This window comes from Paraburkholderia sp. J76, assembly GCF_905220295.1.
Taxonomy (GTDB): Bacteria; Pseudomonadota; Gammaproteobacteria; order Burkholderiales; family Burkholderiaceae; genus Paraburkholderia.
On sequence record NZ_CAJMZJ010000007.1, the window covers coordinates 206,903 to 221,101 of the forward strand.

General features: G+C 66.6%; 12 protein-coding genes. 8 read left to right on the plus strand and 4 right to left on the minus strand.

From position 1 onward, the window contains the following. Window positions 1-244 precede the first annotated feature (244 nt). Both U5768_RS15895 and U5768_RS15900 read right to left on the minus strand, forming a co-directional pair. The gene (locus U5768_RS15895; protein WP_158760958.1) at window positions 245-691 is read right to left on the minus strand and encodes an HU family DNA-binding protein; all 447 of its coding nucleotides are present in this window, start codon (window positions 689-691) and stop codon (window positions 245-247) included. 323 nt (window positions 692-1,014) lie between these two features. Further along, window positions 1,015-2,502 (minus strand): PLP-dependent aminotransferase family protein, encoded by a 1,488-nt coding sequence (locus U5768_RS15900; protein ID WP_322031362.1) that lies wholly within the window; start codon window positions 2,500-2,502, stop codon window positions 1,015-1,017. Window positions 2,503-2,638: 136 nt separating this feature from the next. Here U5768_RS15900 and U5768_RS15905 point away from each other — a divergent pair, with 136 nt between their 5' ends. Continuing rightward, window positions 2,639-3,076 (plus strand): carboxymuconolactone decarboxylase family protein, encoded by a 438-nt coding sequence (locus U5768_RS15905; RefSeq protein WP_322031363.1) that lies wholly within the window; start codon window positions 2,639-2,641, stop codon window positions 3,074-3,076. 95 nt (window positions 3,077-3,171) lie between these two features. Here U5768_RS15905 and U5768_RS15910 read toward each other — a convergent pair whose 3' ends face one another. Further along, complete coding sequence (locus U5768_RS15910; protein WP_322031364.1) at window positions 3,172-4,698, minus strand: oligopeptide:H+ symporter; 1,527 nt, start codon at window positions 4,696-4,698, stop codon at window positions 3,172-3,174. 177 nt (window positions 4,699-4,875) lie between these two features. Between U5768_RS15910 and U5768_RS15915 the strand changes: the two genes are divergently transcribed. The 4 genes from U5768_RS15915 to U5768_RS15930 all read left to right on the plus strand — a co-directional run bounded on the left by U5768_RS15915 (window position 4,876) and on the right by U5768_RS15930 (window position 8,974). Then, on the plus strand, window positions 4,876-5,559 hold the full coding sequence (locus tag U5768_RS15915) for a DJ-1/PfpI family protein (RefSeq protein WP_322031365.1): 684 nt from the start codon (window positions 4,876-4,878) through the stop codon (window positions 5,557-5,559). Window positions 5,560-5,755: 196 nt separating this feature from the next. Further along, the gene (locus U5768_RS15920; protein WP_322031366.1) at window positions 5,756-6,076 is read left to right on the plus strand and encodes a DUF4148 domain-containing protein; all 321 of its coding nucleotides are present in this window, start codon (window positions 5,756-5,758) and stop codon (window positions 6,074-6,076) included. A 304-nt stretch (window positions 6,077-6,380) separates the two neighbouring features. Next, window positions 6,381-7,877 carry a DASS family sodium-coupled anion symporter gene (locus U5768_RS15925; protein ID WP_322031367.1) on the plus strand — a complete coding sequence of 499 codons (1,497 nt, stop codon included), beginning with the start codon at window positions 6,381-6,383 and terminating at the stop codon, window positions 7,875-7,877. Between the two features lie 41 nt (window positions 7,878-7,918). Next, entirely contained in the window at window positions 7,919-8,974 is a 1,056-nt protein-coding gene (locus tag U5768_RS15930) for an Ldh family oxidoreductase (protein ID WP_322031368.1), read from the plus strand. Between the two features lie 59 nt (window positions 8,975-9,033). Here the strand turns inward: U5768_RS15930 and U5768_RS15935 are convergent, their stop codons facing one another. Next, window positions 9,034-10,206 carry a 4-hydroxybenzoate 3-monooxygenase gene (locus U5768_RS15935; protein WP_322031369.1) on the minus strand — a complete coding sequence of 391 codons (1,173 nt, stop codon included), beginning with the start codon at window positions 10,204-10,206 and terminating at the stop codon, window positions 9,034-9,036. A 230-nt stretch (window positions 10,207-10,436) separates the two neighbouring features. On the opposite strand from U5768_RS15935, the gene treF reads away from it, so the two are divergent. The 3 genes from treF to U5768_RS15950 all read left to right on the plus strand — a co-directional run bounded on the left by treF (window position 10,437) and on the right by U5768_RS15950 (window position 14,169). Then, a complete protein-coding gene (gene treF / locus U5768_RS15940; protein WP_322031370.1) occupies window positions 10,437-12,266 on the plus strand; it encodes an alpha,alpha-trehalase TreF in 1,830 nt (609 codons plus the stop codon). A 72-nt stretch (window positions 12,267-12,338) separates the two neighbouring features. Further along, window positions 12,339-13,013 carry an HAD family hydrolase gene (locus U5768_RS15945; protein ID WP_322031371.1) on the plus strand — a complete coding sequence of 225 codons (675 nt, stop codon included), beginning with the start codon at window positions 12,339-12,341 and terminating at the stop codon, window positions 13,011-13,013. A gap of 241 nt (window positions 13,014-13,254) precedes the next feature. Further along, window positions 13,255-14,169, plus strand: a complete 915-nt coding sequence (locus U5768_RS15950) for a glycosyltransferase family 2 protein (protein ID WP_322031372.1) — start codon at window positions 13,255-13,257, stop codon at window positions 14,167-14,169. Window positions 14,170-14,199 lie beyond the last annotated feature (30 nt).

The window sequence follows — 14,199 nt, forward strand, 5'->3', positions numbered from 1 at the left end:
TTATGGAAATTCCAAATCTTCGGCGCATGGCATCGCTCACGCACGTTATCGATGACATATACCCCGTAAAGCACGGAGCATTGTGCCGGATTTCTTACCATAACATCAGAACATGATGCACCAACATCGTACGCGCCAACTGCACCAAATGAAAAATCCCCGTGGGCTCGACGCCAACGGGGATTTTCTGGTACTGACGGCAGCCGCTACCCGAAGGCCGCGGCTTGCTGCGCGATCAGCGAGATCAGGCTGCTGCTGCGTCCTTCAGCTTCTTCAGGGCGCGCGCCTTGATGCGGACCGATGCGGGCTTGGCCGGGAACCAGCGCTCTTCGCCCGTGAACGGATCCTTGCCGAAGCGCTTCTTCTTCGCCGGCACGGCCTGCACGACGATCTTCAGAAGGCCCGACAGCGTGAATTCGCCAGCGCCCTTCTTGTGGACCGAACCGAGGATCGTGTCTTCCAGCGCGGCGAGCACGGCCTTGGCAGCCTTCGGTTCGACGCCTGCACGCTCAGCGACGTGGGTAGCCAGCGAGGCCTTCGTGAAGGTGTCCTTGATCGGCGTCGGTGCGCCGGACGCCTTCACGGCGACCTTCTTAGCTGCGGCCGTCTTGGTGGCGGGCGCTTTCTTTGCGGCAACCTTCTTGGCCGGGGCAGCTGCCTTTTTGGCCACTTTCTTTGCGGAAGTCGGCATGTTTCTCCTACCAGTGTTGGTCAGTGAATCGAAGAAGCACTGCGGAATGCACGTGCTTCAACGGCGGATTCTACATACGCGCAAGCGTTTTGCGTGAAGCTTTTGCATTGTCGTTACGATTTTGTTGCGCGGCGCTGACTCTCGAACACATTTTGACGCCTGTTTACAGGGGTAAACGTGCACCTGGCGCAACGGAAACACTCGCGGGCAACGCACTTCGCCTAGCGCGACGGATGGCGCGCTCGTCAGGAAAACGCCATACGTATGGCGTTTTTGCATGATTTCGGCTGCCATGCCGGTTTCGCCGCGAAGGCAAACAGCAGTCAAAGCGTGCGCAACAGCGTGGCGAGCGACGTCAGCGCGGCGTCGATACGCTCGGTGTCGACGCCGCCGTAACCGAACAGAAAACCGCTCTGCACAGGCGCTTCGAGATGAAACGGCGCGAGCGGATGCAGCCCGATCGATGCGCCGCGCGCGGCCTGCGCCACGGCTGCGGCGTCGAGCGGCGCGACGAGCCGCGCCGCCAGATGCAGGCCCGCCGTGTTCGGCATGACGGGTTCGAGCCACGGCGCAAGCGGACCGCGCAAATGCGCGAGCAGCATGTCGCGGCGCTTCGAATACGTCTGATGCATGCGCCGCACATGGCGCGCGAAATGGCCGTTGAGCATGAAGTCGGCGAGCGCCGTCTGCGTGAGCACGCAGCCGTGGGCGTCGCCGATCTGCCGCGCACGGGCAAGCGGCGCGGCCAGCGCGGCAGGCGGCACCATGTAGCCCACGCGCAGTTCCGGGAACATCGTCTTCGAAAACGTGCCCACGTAGGCTACGAAACCGGCGTTGTCGAGGCTCTTGAGCGGCTCCATCGAGCGGCCTTCGAAGCGGTATTCGCAGTCGTAGTCGTCTTCGATCACGAGCGCGCCGCGCGCCTGCGCCCATTCGAGCAGCGCTACGCGCCGCGCGAGACTCATCGGCATGCCGAGCGGAAACTGGTGCGAAGGCGTGACGTAGACGAGCCGCGCCGTTTTGGGCAAACGCGCGACGACGAGCCCCTCGCGATCCACGGGCACCGGCACGACCTTCGCGCCCAATGCGGCGAAGATGTCGCGCGCGGGCGGATAGCCCGGGTCTTCCACGGCGACCACGTCGCCCGGCGAGAGCGTCACCCGCGCGAGCAGATCGAGCGCCTGCTGCGCGCCCTGCGTGACGATCACGTCCTGCCAGTTGCCCTGCACCGCGCGGTTGAACGCGAGATAGCGCGACACCGCGAGGCGCAGCTTCTCCTCGCCCGCCGGTTCGCGATACATGCCGTAACCGCGCGCCTGCACGCGCAGCGCATCGTTGATGCAGCGCCGCCAGATGTCGAAGGGAAAGCGCGACTTGTCGGTGATGCCGCCCGCGAAGTCGCATGCGAGCCGCGGGTCCAGACGCGGCACCGAGCCGTGCAGCGCTTCGGCCTGGCGCCGCCACCACGGCGTGGCCTGCGCCTTGTGCACCGAAGTGGCGACGCCGGCCCCCGCGGTGGCCGCGCGAATCTGCGGATTCGGATGACCGCGCTCGCGCGCGGGCAGACGTTCGAGCGTGTCGGCGACGAATGTGCCCGAGCCGCGCCGCGAGTTCAGATAGCCTTCGGCGAGCAGGCGTTCGAAGACATCGAGCGTCGTCTTGCGCGAAACGCCAAGCTGCAACGCGAGATCGCGCGTGGACGGCAGGCGCGTGCCGCCCGCGAGGCGGCCGTCGACGATGCTGTCGCGTAGCTGGCGATAGATCTGGCCCGCGAGGTCGCGACGGCCCGACACAGTAACGTGGAGTTCCATGATGACGCTGTTGTTAGCGTTCGACGAGAGCGAAAGTGGTCACCCGAAATATTGCCAGAATGGCTATGTGAACGCGCCAGCGTAGCGCCTAAAGTGCGCTTGTGGTTACGCCATTCAACTCAAAAGGTGAACGCTCATGCAGCAACGTCTGGATTTCTACAAGGCCAGCCCGGAAGGCACGAAGGCCATGATCGCACTTGAGGAGCGGGCGAGCAGAAGCTCGATCGAAAAGCCGCTCGCGGAACTGGTGCGCCTGCGCGCTTCGCAGATCAACGGCTGCGCGTTCTGCGTGGACATGCACACCACGGACGCGCGCCAGGGCGGCGAAACCGCGCGCCGGCTCGCCACGGTATCGGTGTGGCGCGAAACGCCGTTCTTCACCGAGCGCGAGCGCGCGGCGCTCGAATGGACCGAGTCGGTCACGCTGCTCGCACAAACGCATGTGCCCGACGACGTTTGGGAACGCGTGAAGCCGCACTTCAGCGATCAGGAGATCGCCGACCTCACGCTGCTGATCATCGCTATCAATGGCTGGAACCGCATCGCCGTGACGTTCCGCAAGATGCCCGCCTGAGTGCGAAGCAGAAGTTCGAAGCGGGAAACGCGCCGCTTCAGCCGCAGCAAATCAGGCAGCGGCTGAACGCGGCGCGCCCCCGTTGCGCCAATCGATTATTCGATGCTTTCAGCTCGCGGCTCGCGCGTGGCCTGCGCGCCGCATTTTGCGTGATGCTCCCGCGAGAGGCGGCTCATGAGCGGCAACAGCAGCACGGCCACCAGCACGCCGAGCGATGCGAGCCAGCCGAGGCCCGTGAAAAGCCGCGTATAGAGCGGCAACGAGGTCAGCGGATCGAGTGCGCCCGAGGGCATCTGCGCGAAATTCGCGACCACGCTGCCCAGATATTGCGAAACGCGGGTCGCGACGAAGTACGCGCCCATCATGAAGCCGCTCATTCGCGCTGGCACGTAGCGCGCGATCATCGCAAGGCCGAGGCCGCTCACGAGCAGTTCACCGAGCGAATAGAGCCCGTAGCCGGCCACCATGAACCACGACGACACGCGCCCTTGCACCGCGTAACGCCCGCTCGCCGCGAACACGAAAAAGCCCGCGGCCACCACGGCGAAGCCGAGCGCGTACTTCACCGCCACGGGCACGTCGCGGCCGTGCCGGGCGAGCGACGTATAAAGCACGGCGAGCACCGGCGAGAGCACCATGATCCAGATGGGGTTGAGCGCCTGAAACTGCGCCGGGCTCCATTTGAACAGCGCGATGCCGAACAGCGAAAACTGCGGATCGACGTTGCGCAGCGCGAAGAGCGTGAGCGAAGTCGACATCTGCTGATAGAACACGAAGAACAGGATCACCTGGCACGTGAGGATGAGCGCGGCGATCAGGCCCGCGCGCTCGGCATGCTCGCAGCGCACGAGCATCCAGCCGAATATCGCGAGAATGGCGGCGGCCGCGGCATAGACGCAATCGCGCGCGATCGTCTCGTGCTGGAGCACGAACATCGTCGCCGCGCCGAGCGCCACGGCGCCCACCGCCACGAGCGCGGCCCGGCCCAGGTGCAGCGGCTGGTCGTCGGGAGCGGAACCGATGCGCGCGAGCGTGCGGCGCATCAGCAGGAAATTGCCGATGCCGAGCGCCATGCCCGCGCAGCACACGCCGAACGCGGCGTGCCAGCCCCAGTGCTCCTTGATCCACGGCGTGGCGAGCATCGAGACGGTCGAGCCGATGTTCACGGCCATGTAGTAGATGGTGAACGCGCTGTCGAGCTGCGCGTCGTCGCCCTCGTAGATGCGCCTCACGAGGTTCGCCGCATTCGATTTGAACAGACCGTTGCCGACCACGATCACGCCCAGCGACGCGTACATGTGGCTCAAACTGTCGTTGGGCAGCGCGAGCATGAAGTAGCCCGCCGCGAGGATCACGGCGCCCGCCACCATGGAGCGCCGCGCGCCGAGAATCTGGTCGCCGATCCATCCGCCAAGCGCCGGCGCCGAGAAAACCAGCGCCACGAAGGCGCCCCAGGTGAGGTTCGCCTGGCGGTCGCCGAAGCCGACCTGCTCGACCATGAACAGCACCAGAAGCGCCGCCATGCCGTAGTAGCCGAAGCGCTCCCACATCTCTATCAGGAAGACCGTCGTGAACGAACGGGTCCGGCTTGGGGTGGTCGTGGCTGGGGCTGGCGTATTCATGTTGCGTATTTCCTGTTGCGGTAGTGCACGGCGCGCGATTGTACTCGCGCGAGCCGCACTGGCAGTTTTTTCGCCGCTTTTGGCACGGCCGCGCACGGTGGCGAGATTACAGTGATTTCCAGTTCGTCGGCACGCCGCCGGCCCTTTCGGCGGTTCAACCTTGACCGGAAACACCTCATGGCACTACAGATCGGATTCCTCTGCTTTCCCGACGTCCAGCAGCTCGACCTCACCGGCCCGTACGACGTGCTCGCCTCGATGCCGGACACCCGGGCGCGGCTCATCTGGAAGACGCTCGATCCGGTGCGCTCGAGCACCGGCCTCATGCTCGCGCCCGACACGACCTTCGACGATTGCCCGCCGCTCGACGTGATCTGCGTGCCGGGCGGCAGCGGCGTGTCCCGGCTGATCCCGGACGACGAAACGCTCGCGTTCCTGCGCCGCCAGGCGAGCACGGCGCGCTATGTCACCTCGGTTTGCACGGGCGCGCTCGTGCTCGGCGCGGCCGGTCTGCTGCGCGGACGCCGCGCGACCACGCACTGGGCCTTCCACGAACTGCTGGAGCCGCTCGGCGCGCTGCCCGTGAAAGCGCGCGTGGTGCGCGACGGCAACGTGCTGACCGGCGGCGGCATCACCGCGGGTATCGATTTCGCATTGACGCTCGCCGCCGAGCTGATCGGCGAAGAAGCCGCCCAGGCGCTCCAGCTCGAACTGGAGTACGCGCCCGCGCCGCCATTCGACGCGGGCGACCCCGCCAGCGCGCCGCCGGCCATCGTGGAACGGTTGCGCGCGCAGACAGCGGCGTCCCTCGCCGAACGCACGCGCGTCGTGGCGGCCGCCGCCGCGAAACTCGCCGCTTGAGGCGATTGAGGCGCTTGGGCCGCTTGAGCCGCTTGCGGCGGCGGTTGACGGCTAGCCAGGGTCAGCGCTCGCTACCGTCTTTGTTGTGGATCGATTACATTGAACAACGGGTGTTGGCCGTGGCGTTCCGCGCAGCGGCCGGCAACCGTTCTCCCGGCACCCCGTATGCCGTTCAAACCAATCATTAGGGGAATCAATGCGCTCCACCACCAGCAAGCTGACTCTCGCCGCGGCTACCGCCGCATTCCTGATCGGCGTGGCCGCACCGGCATTCGCGCAAACGGAAGCCAGCGCGCCTGCCGCAGACCAGGCTACGCAACCGCTCACCAAGGAACAAAAGAAAGAAGCCAAGGCTCAGGCCAAAGCGCAGCGCAAGGCCGACCGCAAGCAAGCCCGCGCGAAGAACAACGCCGAGTTGAAGAAGCTGGAAGATGCGGGCTACAAGCCGGCGCTGAACGACCCGAACTATCCGCAGAGCCTGCAGGACGCACAGAAGAAAGCTAACGCTGGCCAGTAATACCGACTACGCAAAGTTGTCATCCCGCGTTTTAACCGGCTGCCCCGCACAGCCGGTTAAAACGCTCTCACCCTCTCTTTGCACGCAGCGCGCCTGAACGCTGCACGTCCCCCCGCTTTCGCGCTCCCGCCGCACACGCTAAACGCTTCGTCAGTCGAATGGCAGTACCATCCGCGAAGCGAATGCGCCGACTCGTTCGCAAGCCGCAACACCGCCGCTTTTCGACGCTGCACGCGCGCCGCCGCGAGCCATCACGAGCCATCGCCAGCGATGCCGCGTGCATGCCCAACATGGAGTCACCGCCATGAACGCACCCCAGCCAGCCGCCAACGCGAGCGCCGCGCCGCAGAAAAAAGGCGTCCCGGTGGGCTTGATCGCGGGCGTGGTCGCGCTCGTCGTCGTGCTTCTGCTGCCGCTGCCCGACAGCTTGCCGCCCGCCGGCCAGCGCATGCTCGCCATCCTCGCGTTCGCCGTGGTCGTCTGGCTCACCGAAGCCGTGTCGTACGAAGCGAGCGCCATCATCATCACCTCGCTCATGGCGTTTCTGGTGGGCACCGCGCCGACCATCGAGAACCCCGCCGTCGATTACGGCACCAACCGGGCCATCAGCATGGCGCTCGCGGGCTTCTCCAATTCCGCGCTCGCGCTCGTGGCCGGCGCCCTCTTCATCTCCGCGGCGATGACCGTCACCGGTCTCGACCGGCGCATCGCGCTCGTCACGCTCTCGCTCATCGGCACGACTACGCGGCGCATCCTGATGGGCGCGGTCGCCGTGACCATCGTGCTCTCGCTCGTGGTGCCCAGCGCCACCGCGCGCAGCGCGTGCGTCGTGCCGATCATGGTGGGCGTGATTTCGGCGTTCGGCGTGGACAAGCGCTCGAACATCGCGGCGGGCATCATGATCGTCGTGGCGCAGGCCACCAGCATCTGGAACGTCGGCATCCAGACCGCCGCCGCGCAGAATCTGCTGACCGTGGGCTTCATGGACAAGATGCTCGGCGCGCGCGTCACGTGGCTCGACTGGCTCATCGCGGGCGCGCCGTGGGCGATCGTGATGTCGGCGGCGCTGCTCTTCATCGTGCTCAAGATGCTGCCGCCCGAAGCCGACGCCATCGCGGGCGGCAAGGAAGCCGTCGAAGCCTCGCTGCGCGAACTCGGCCCCATGACTGGCCCGCAAAAGCGCCTGCTGGGCGTTTCCATCGGCCTGCTGTGCTTCTGGGCGACCGAAGGCAAGCTGCACCCGTTCGACACCACCTCGGTCACTTACGTGGGTCTGGTGCTGCTGCTGTTGCCGCGTTTTGGCGTGATGGACTGGAAAACCGTGCAAAGCCGCATTCCCTGGGGCACGGTGATCGTGTTCGGCGTGGGCATCAGTCTCGGCACGGCGCTCCTCACGACGAAGGCGGGCCAATGGCTCGGCGACCTCGTCGCGCATCACACGGGGCTCGACACCGCCACGCCGTTCATGGCCTTCGCCATTCTCTCGGCGTTTCTCATCCTCATTCACCTCGGTTTTGCGAGCGCGACGGCGCTTACCTCCGCGATGCTGCCGATTCTCGTGTCGGTGCTGCAGTCCATGCAGGGCGACTTCAACCGGCTCGGTCTCACGATGCTGCTCGGCTACGTCGTGAGCTTCGGCTTCATCCTGCCGATCAACGCGCCGCAAAACATGGTGTGCCTCGCCACCGAAACGTTCACCGCGAAGCAGTTCGCGCGCGTGGGCATCGTGCTGACCGTCGTCGGCTACGTGCTCCTGCTGCTGTTCGCCGCGACGTGGTGGCGCTGGCTGGGCTGGATCTGACCGCTGCACCCGAACGTCGCACCGTTAGCGAGGAGCCGCTCATGGAAGTCAATATCGACGACGCACGCCGCTTCGCCACGGCCGTGCTCACGCACGTCGCGGTGCCCGACGACATCGCCGCCGACGTGGCCGACCATCTGATCGAAGCAGACCGCGTGGGCTATGCGAGCCACGGCCTCTCGATCCTGCCGAACTACAAGCGCGTGCTCGCCGCGGGCTTCGTCGCCGCCGACGGCCGCGCCGAGCGCGTGGTCGATCGCGGCAGCCTGATCGGCTACGACGGCCACAGCGGCTTCGGCCAGCACGTGGGCAAGGTCGTGATGGAAGACGCGATCGCCCGTGTGCGCGAACACGGGCAGTGCATCGTGACGCTGCGCCGCAGCCATCACCTGGGACGCATGGGCCATTACGGCGAAATGGTGGCGGCGCAGGGTTTCGTCCTGCTCGCGTTCAGCAACGTGATCAACCGGCCGCCGATCGTCGCGCCATACGGCGGCCGCGAGCCACGGCTCACGACCAACCCGCTGTGCTTCGCGGGTCCTCTGCCGGGCGGACGGCCGCCCTTCGTGGTGGACATCGCCACCAGCGCCATCGCCGTGAACAAAGCGCGCGTGCTCGCCGAAAACGGTCTGCCCGCACCCGATGGCTCGGTGATCGACGCAAACGGCCAGCCTACCAACGACCCTGGCGTGCTGTTCGCCGACCCGCCCGGCGCGCTGCTTCCGTTCGGGCTGCACAAGGGCTATGCGCTCGGGCTCGTGGCGGAACTGCTCGCGGGCGTGCTCTCGGGCGGCGGGACGATCCATCCGGACAACCCGCGCAACGGCGTGGCGACCAATAATCTGTTCGCGCTCGTGCTCGATCCGCAGGTCGATTTCAACACGACCTGGCGTTCGCAGGAGGTGGGTTCGTTCCTCGACTATCTGCTCAGTTGCCCGCCGCAGGACCCGGCGCAGCCGGTGCAGTATCCCGGCCAGTACGAAGCGGAAAATCGTGCGCGGCACACGCAGACCATCGTGCTGCCCGACTCCGTGAGAAAGCCTTTTGCGGATATCGCCAGCGAACTGAATATCGCGCCGCTCACGGCGACGTCGTAAACGCAGGAGGGCGTGAACCCTTCGGGACTCGCGCGGCCTTTTCATTCGTTGCGCTTAACTCACACCGCAACCGCGCCCACGTAGTTTTCGGCCATCGCCGTCGCGGCGGCGCGCGACGTGGTGACATGCTCCAGTTCCGCCACCTGCAAACGCTGCTCGAACGGCGTGGCGTCGTCGAGGCGGTGCATCATGCGCGTCATCCAGTACGAAAAGTGCTCCGCGCGCCAGATGCGGCGCAGCGCCGTTTCGCTATACCCGTCGAGCAGATCGGTGCGGCCTTCCTTGTAGAACGCCACGAGCGCCGCGGTCAGCACGCGCACGTCCGACACCGCGAGGTTGAGGCCCTTCGCACCGGTAGGCGGCACGATATGCGCCGCGTCGCCCGCGAGAAAGAGGCGGCCATGCTGCATCGTGGTCGTGACGAAGCTGCGCATGCCCACGATGTTCTTCTGGAAGATCTTGCCTTCCACCACCTGATGGCCTTCGAGCGAATCGACGCGCGCGTGCAGTTCGGCCCAGATGCGGTCGTCGGACCAGTTTTCGACGTTGTCCTTCGGATCGCACTGGAAATACATGCGCTGCACGTTCGGCGAGCGCGTGCTGATGAGCGCGAAACCGCGATCGTGGCGCGCGTAGATCAGTTCGCCGGAAGTGGGCGGCGCCTCGGCGAGGATGCCGAACCAGCCGAACGGGAACACGCGCTCGTAGTCCTGGCGCAGCGCCGCCGGAATCGCGGCGCGCGACACGCCGTGGAAACCGTCGCAGCCGATCACGTAGTCGCAATGCAGTTCGTGCTCGTCGCCTTCGTGCGTGAAGCGGATCGACGGCGTATTCGTTTCCACGCCGTGAATCGACGTGTTTGAAACGTTGAAGAAGAGTTTGCCGTCCGCGGCCACGCGCGCGGCCACGAGGTCCTTGAGCACTTCGTGCTGCGCGTAGACGGTGATGGCTTTGCCCGTGAGACCGGTGAGATCGATGCGGCGGCGCTTGCCTTCGAACGCCAGCTCGAAGCCGTGATGCAGCGCGCCTTCGGCCTTCATTCGCGCGCCGACGCCGGCTTCGGTGAGCACGTCCATCGTGCCCTGTTCGAGCACGCCGGCGCGAATGGTCGATTCGATCTGCTCGCGGCCGCGCAGCTCCAGCACGACCGAGTCGATGCCACGCAAATGCAGAAGATGGGAAAGAAGCAGGCCCGCGGGCCCGGCGCCGATGATGCCAACCTGAGTGCGCATGTGATGTCTCCTGATGCGGCGTTGTCTGAATTGATTTTTCGCAAGTTTCGCCGCGACATCCGTTATCGCGCAACGCGATATCGAGAATATGGACTATCCCGATTTCGAATAGCGCCGCATTTGCCCGCTTTCCGCCAGATTTTCGGCGGAACGGGAATTGCTCCCTGGCACGCTTCGCCTGCGCTTAACCGATGCGCCCGCGCGCCTCGCTCACCAAGAACATCCAGCCCATGCCTTTGCCGCTCCGCTCCCGCTCACCCGAATACTCCCCGAAAACCCGCCGCACACCGCTAGCCACCTCGTTTGCCGCCGCGCTCGCCGCCGCGTTGTGCCTCGCATGGCCGCTCGCCCCAACCGCCTATGCCGCCGACGCCGATACCGCACTCCCGGCCAGCGCGCCCGCCAGCACGCAGGAATTACAAGAGCCCGCGCAGCACGAAGCGGCAAAAGAGAGCCAGCCTGCCACGCCCGCCGACCTCTACGGCCGCCTTTATCACGACGTGCAGCTCGCGCAGATCTTCCCCGACAGCAAGACGTTCGCCGACATGCTGCCCAACGAGCGCCCCGCCCAGATCAGGGCGGCCTATGAACGTTGGCGCCAGCAGCACGCGAGCGACCCCGGCGATGCCGCGCGCAAGGCCGCCCTCACGCAGTTCGTGAATCAGTACTTCACGGCCCCGGCGCAAACCCAGGACCACTACGTTTCCGATCCGAACCAGAACGTGGTGGCCCACATCGATACGCTTTGGGACGTGCTGAGCCGCCGCCCCGACGCAAAGCCGAATCCGTATTCGTCGCTGTTGCCGCTGCCCTATGCGTACGTCGTGCCGGGCGGACGCTTCAACGAGATCTACTACTGGGATTCGTACTTCATCATGCTCGGCCTCGAAGCGAGCGGCCGCCACGAACTCGTGCTCGACGAGCTGAACAACTTCGCCGCGCTGATCGACCGCTACGGGCACATCGCGAACGGCAATCGCACGTATTACCTGAGCCGCTCGCAGCCGCCGTTCTTCGCGCAGATGGTGAGCCTCGTCGCGCAAAAGGACGGCGACGGCGTCTACCTCCGCTATCTGCCGCAACTGCGCAAGGAATACGATTACTGGATGGCCGGCGCGCAAACGCTCAAGCCCGGCCACGCCGCGCGCCATCTCGTGCGCCTGCCCGACGGCACCCTGCTCAACCGTTACTGGGACGCGCGCAACCGGCCGCGCGACGAGTCGTACCGCGAGGACATCCTCACCGCGCGGGCCACGCCGCAGCGCGACGCCTCGGACCTCTGGCGCAATCTGCGCGCGGGTGCGGAAACGGGCTGGGATTACAGCTCGCGCTGGCTCGCCGACGGCCATACGCTCGCGACCATCGACGTGACCTCGCTCGCGCCGGTGGACCTCAATTCGCTGATGGCGATTCTCGAACGCACGCTCGCGAAGGCCTACGGCCTGAAGGGCGACGCCCGCGAGGCCGAACTGATGACGAAGCGCGCGCAGCAACGCGCCGACGCCATCGACCGCGTGCTGTGGGACCCGCAGTTGCACGCGTACAGCGACTACGACTTCGCGCACCGCACGCTCACCCACCGGCTCACGGCGGCGACCGTCTATCCGCTCTATGCGGGCGTCGCGACGAAGGCGCAGGCGCAGGACGTGGCCGCCGCCGTGCGCGCCGGCCTGCTGCGCCCGGGCGGCCTCGCGACCACGCAAATCGCCACGGGCCAGCAGTGGGACGAGCCGAACGGCTGGGCGCCGCTGCAATATCTCGCGGTCATGGGGCTGCGCCGCTACGGCGAACAGGACCTCGCCCAGGAAATCGCCACGCGCTGGATCGCGACAAACCTGGCGTACTACGCGCGCACGCAAAAGCTGGTCGAGAAGTACGACGTGAGCGAATCGGCTACGAAGGCGTCGTCGGCGGGCGGCGGCGAATATCCGCTGCAGGACGGCTTTGGGTGGACCAACGGCGTGCTGCGCGTGCTGCTGCAGATGTATCCGCAGGCGGGCGCCGCACAAGGCGCGGCGGCCTCCGGCGCCAGTTCAGCCAGCGCGGCCAGCGCACCGTGACGCGGCGGCGGCGCGCGGCGTACACTTTTTGCGCCACCGCAACGTAATCTTCGCGTGCCAGAGGAGCTACCCATGCGCAACGAATCGGCCTTTTTGTTCGACCTCGACGGCACGCTCGTCGACAGCGTCTATCAGCACGTGCTCGCATGGAAGGAAGCGCTCGACGCGGATGGCATCGAGCTTTCGGTGTGGCGCATTCACCGGCGCATCGGCATGAGCGGCGGGCTCTTCATGAACCAGTTGCTGCGCGAGACGCACGAAGCGATCTCGCCCGAGCGCATCGCGCGCCTGCAAAAACTACACGCCGACGCCTATCGCCGCCATGCCGACAAGGTGCGCCCGTTGCCCGGCGCGCGAGCGCTGCTCGACGCGCTCAGCGCCGCGCAGGTGCCCTGGGCGATCGCCACGAGCGGGCGGCTCGCCACGGCTTCGGTGAATTTGCAGGCGCTGGGCGTGGACCCGGCCGTCACCACCGTGGTCACGCGCGACGAAGTGCGCCACGCCAAGCCCGACCCCGATCTTTTCGTCGCCGCGGCATTGCGGCTGAACGTGCCGATCGAGCGCTGCCTCGTGGTGGGCGACAGCGTCTGGGACATGCTCGCGGCCCAGCGCTGCCGGGCGCTCGGAATCGGCCTGCAGTCGGGCGGCTACGGCACCGAGGAACTGCAACGCGCGGGCGCGCTGCGCGTGTACGAGGATCCCGCCGACCTGCTCGACCATCTCGACGAAGTGTGCGCCCGAGATTGAGTCGCTGGGTGAGCCGCTAACCGCGCTGCCGATTGCGCCACTGGTCGCGGCGCGAAATTTGCGCATCTGCATACCGTGCAGTGCAACATCACCGCTGCGCTTAGCACATTTGAGGTACTGCATGTCGCGCGCCATCGGCGTATGCTGACATAGATCAATTCAATAACTCCCCGGCAGGCTCCCGCCGCTAGCTGCGATGAACGACTCCGTCCACGCCCCCGGAACTCCCAGCGCGCCACGCATGACGGTGGTCGTTCTCACGCGCAACAACGTGCGTCAAACCGTCGATACCGTCGCGCGCCTCACCGCCCTTCCCGAGCGCCCCGACGTCATCGTGGCCGACAACGGCTCCACGGATTCGACCGTCTCCCTGCTGGCTTCGCTATTTCCGCAAGTACGCATCGTCCAGTCGCTCGGCGATTACGGCATGACCGGGTTCAACCGCGCTGTCAGGCTCGCGCGCAGCGATTACGTCGCGTGCTGCGACGACAGCACCTGGTTCGCGCCCGGCGCCCTCGCGCGCGCGGCGCAACTGCTGGACGCCCACGCACACGTCGCCGTGCTCAACGCGCGCGTGGTGGGCGGCGACGAACGCGAAATCCATCCCGCCTGCCTGATGCTCGCCGCCACGTCGCCGGGCGCGGAAGGCGCGGCAGGCCCCTTGCTCGCGAACTTCATGGCCGGCGCGTGCATTTTCCGCGCGGCCGTGTTCCGCACGCTCGGCGGCTACGAGGAGCGGCTTTCGCACGGCGGCGCCGAGGAGCTTGCCGCGCTCGACATGCTTTCGGCCGGACACCAGATCGTCTATTGCGAGCAGGCGCTCGCGCATCGCGAACCGCTGTACCGGTGGTTCACGCGCGCGCAGCATTGCGCGCTCGCGCGCAACACGGCCTGGGTTGCGTGGATGCGCTTGCCCGCGCGCGACGCGATCGCGGCGACCGGCCGCGCGCTCGCCGTGTTCGCGCGCGAGCGCTCGCTCGGACCCGCGGGCGTGGCGCTGCTGCGCGGCGCGTTCTGGACATTGCGGGCCCGCCGCGTCGTACCGCCGCACGTCGTGCTGCTTACCCGCCAGGTGCGCCGCGCGGAGCGCCACGTGCGCGCCGGCATTCCGGCAATGGCTGAAAAGTACGACCGCTCCGGGCAGCGCGCGTGGTAAGCTGCGGCGCCCGCTGCGCGCGGGCAGTCC

Coding starts and splice junctions, on each gene's coding strand:
- U5768_RS15935 (WP_322031369.1), bottom strand. CDS start 10,206: ATGCGCACTCAGGTTGGCATCATCGGCGCCGGGCCCGCGGGCCTGCTT.
- U5768_RS15930 (WP_322031368.1), top strand. CDS start 7,919: ATGGAAGTCAATATCGACGACGCACGCCGCTTCGCCACGGCCGTGCTC.
- U5768_RS15905 (WP_322031363.1), top strand. CDS start 2,639: ATGCAGCAACGTCTGGATTTCTACAAGGCCAGCCCGGAAGGCACGAAG.
- U5768_RS15950 (WP_322031372.1), top strand. CDS start 13,255: ATGACGGTGGTCGTTCTCACGCGCAACAACGTGCGTCAAACCGTCGAT.
- U5768_RS15900 (WP_322031362.1), bottom strand. CDS start 2,502: ATGGAACTCCACGTTACTGTGTCGGGCCGTCGCGACCTCGCGGGCCAG.
- U5768_RS15915 (WP_322031365.1), top strand. CDS start 4,876: ATGGCACTACAGATCGGATTCCTCTGCTTTCCCGACGTCCAGCAGCTC.
- U5768_RS15945 (WP_322031371.1), top strand. CDS start 12,339: ATGCGCAACGAATCGGCCTTTTTGTTCGACCTCGACGGCACGCTCGTC.
- U5768_RS15925 (WP_322031367.1), top strand. CDS start 6,381: ATGAACGCACCCCAGCCAGCCGCCAACGCGAGCGCCGCGCCGCAGAAA.
- U5768_RS15895 (WP_158760958.1), bottom strand. CDS start 691: ATGCCGACTTCCGCAAAGAAAGTGGCCAAAAAGGCAGCTGCCCCGGCC.
- U5768_RS15920 (WP_322031366.1), top strand. CDS start 5,756: ATGCGCTCCACCACCAGCAAGCTGACTCTCGCCGCGGCTACCGCCGCA.
- treF (WP_322031370.1), top strand. CDS start 10,437: ATGCCTTTGCCGCTCCGCTCCCGCTCACCCGAATACTCCCCGAAAACC.
- U5768_RS15910 (WP_322031364.1), bottom strand. CDS start 4,698: ATGAATACGCCAGCCCCAGCCACGACCACCCCAAGCCGGACCCGTTCG.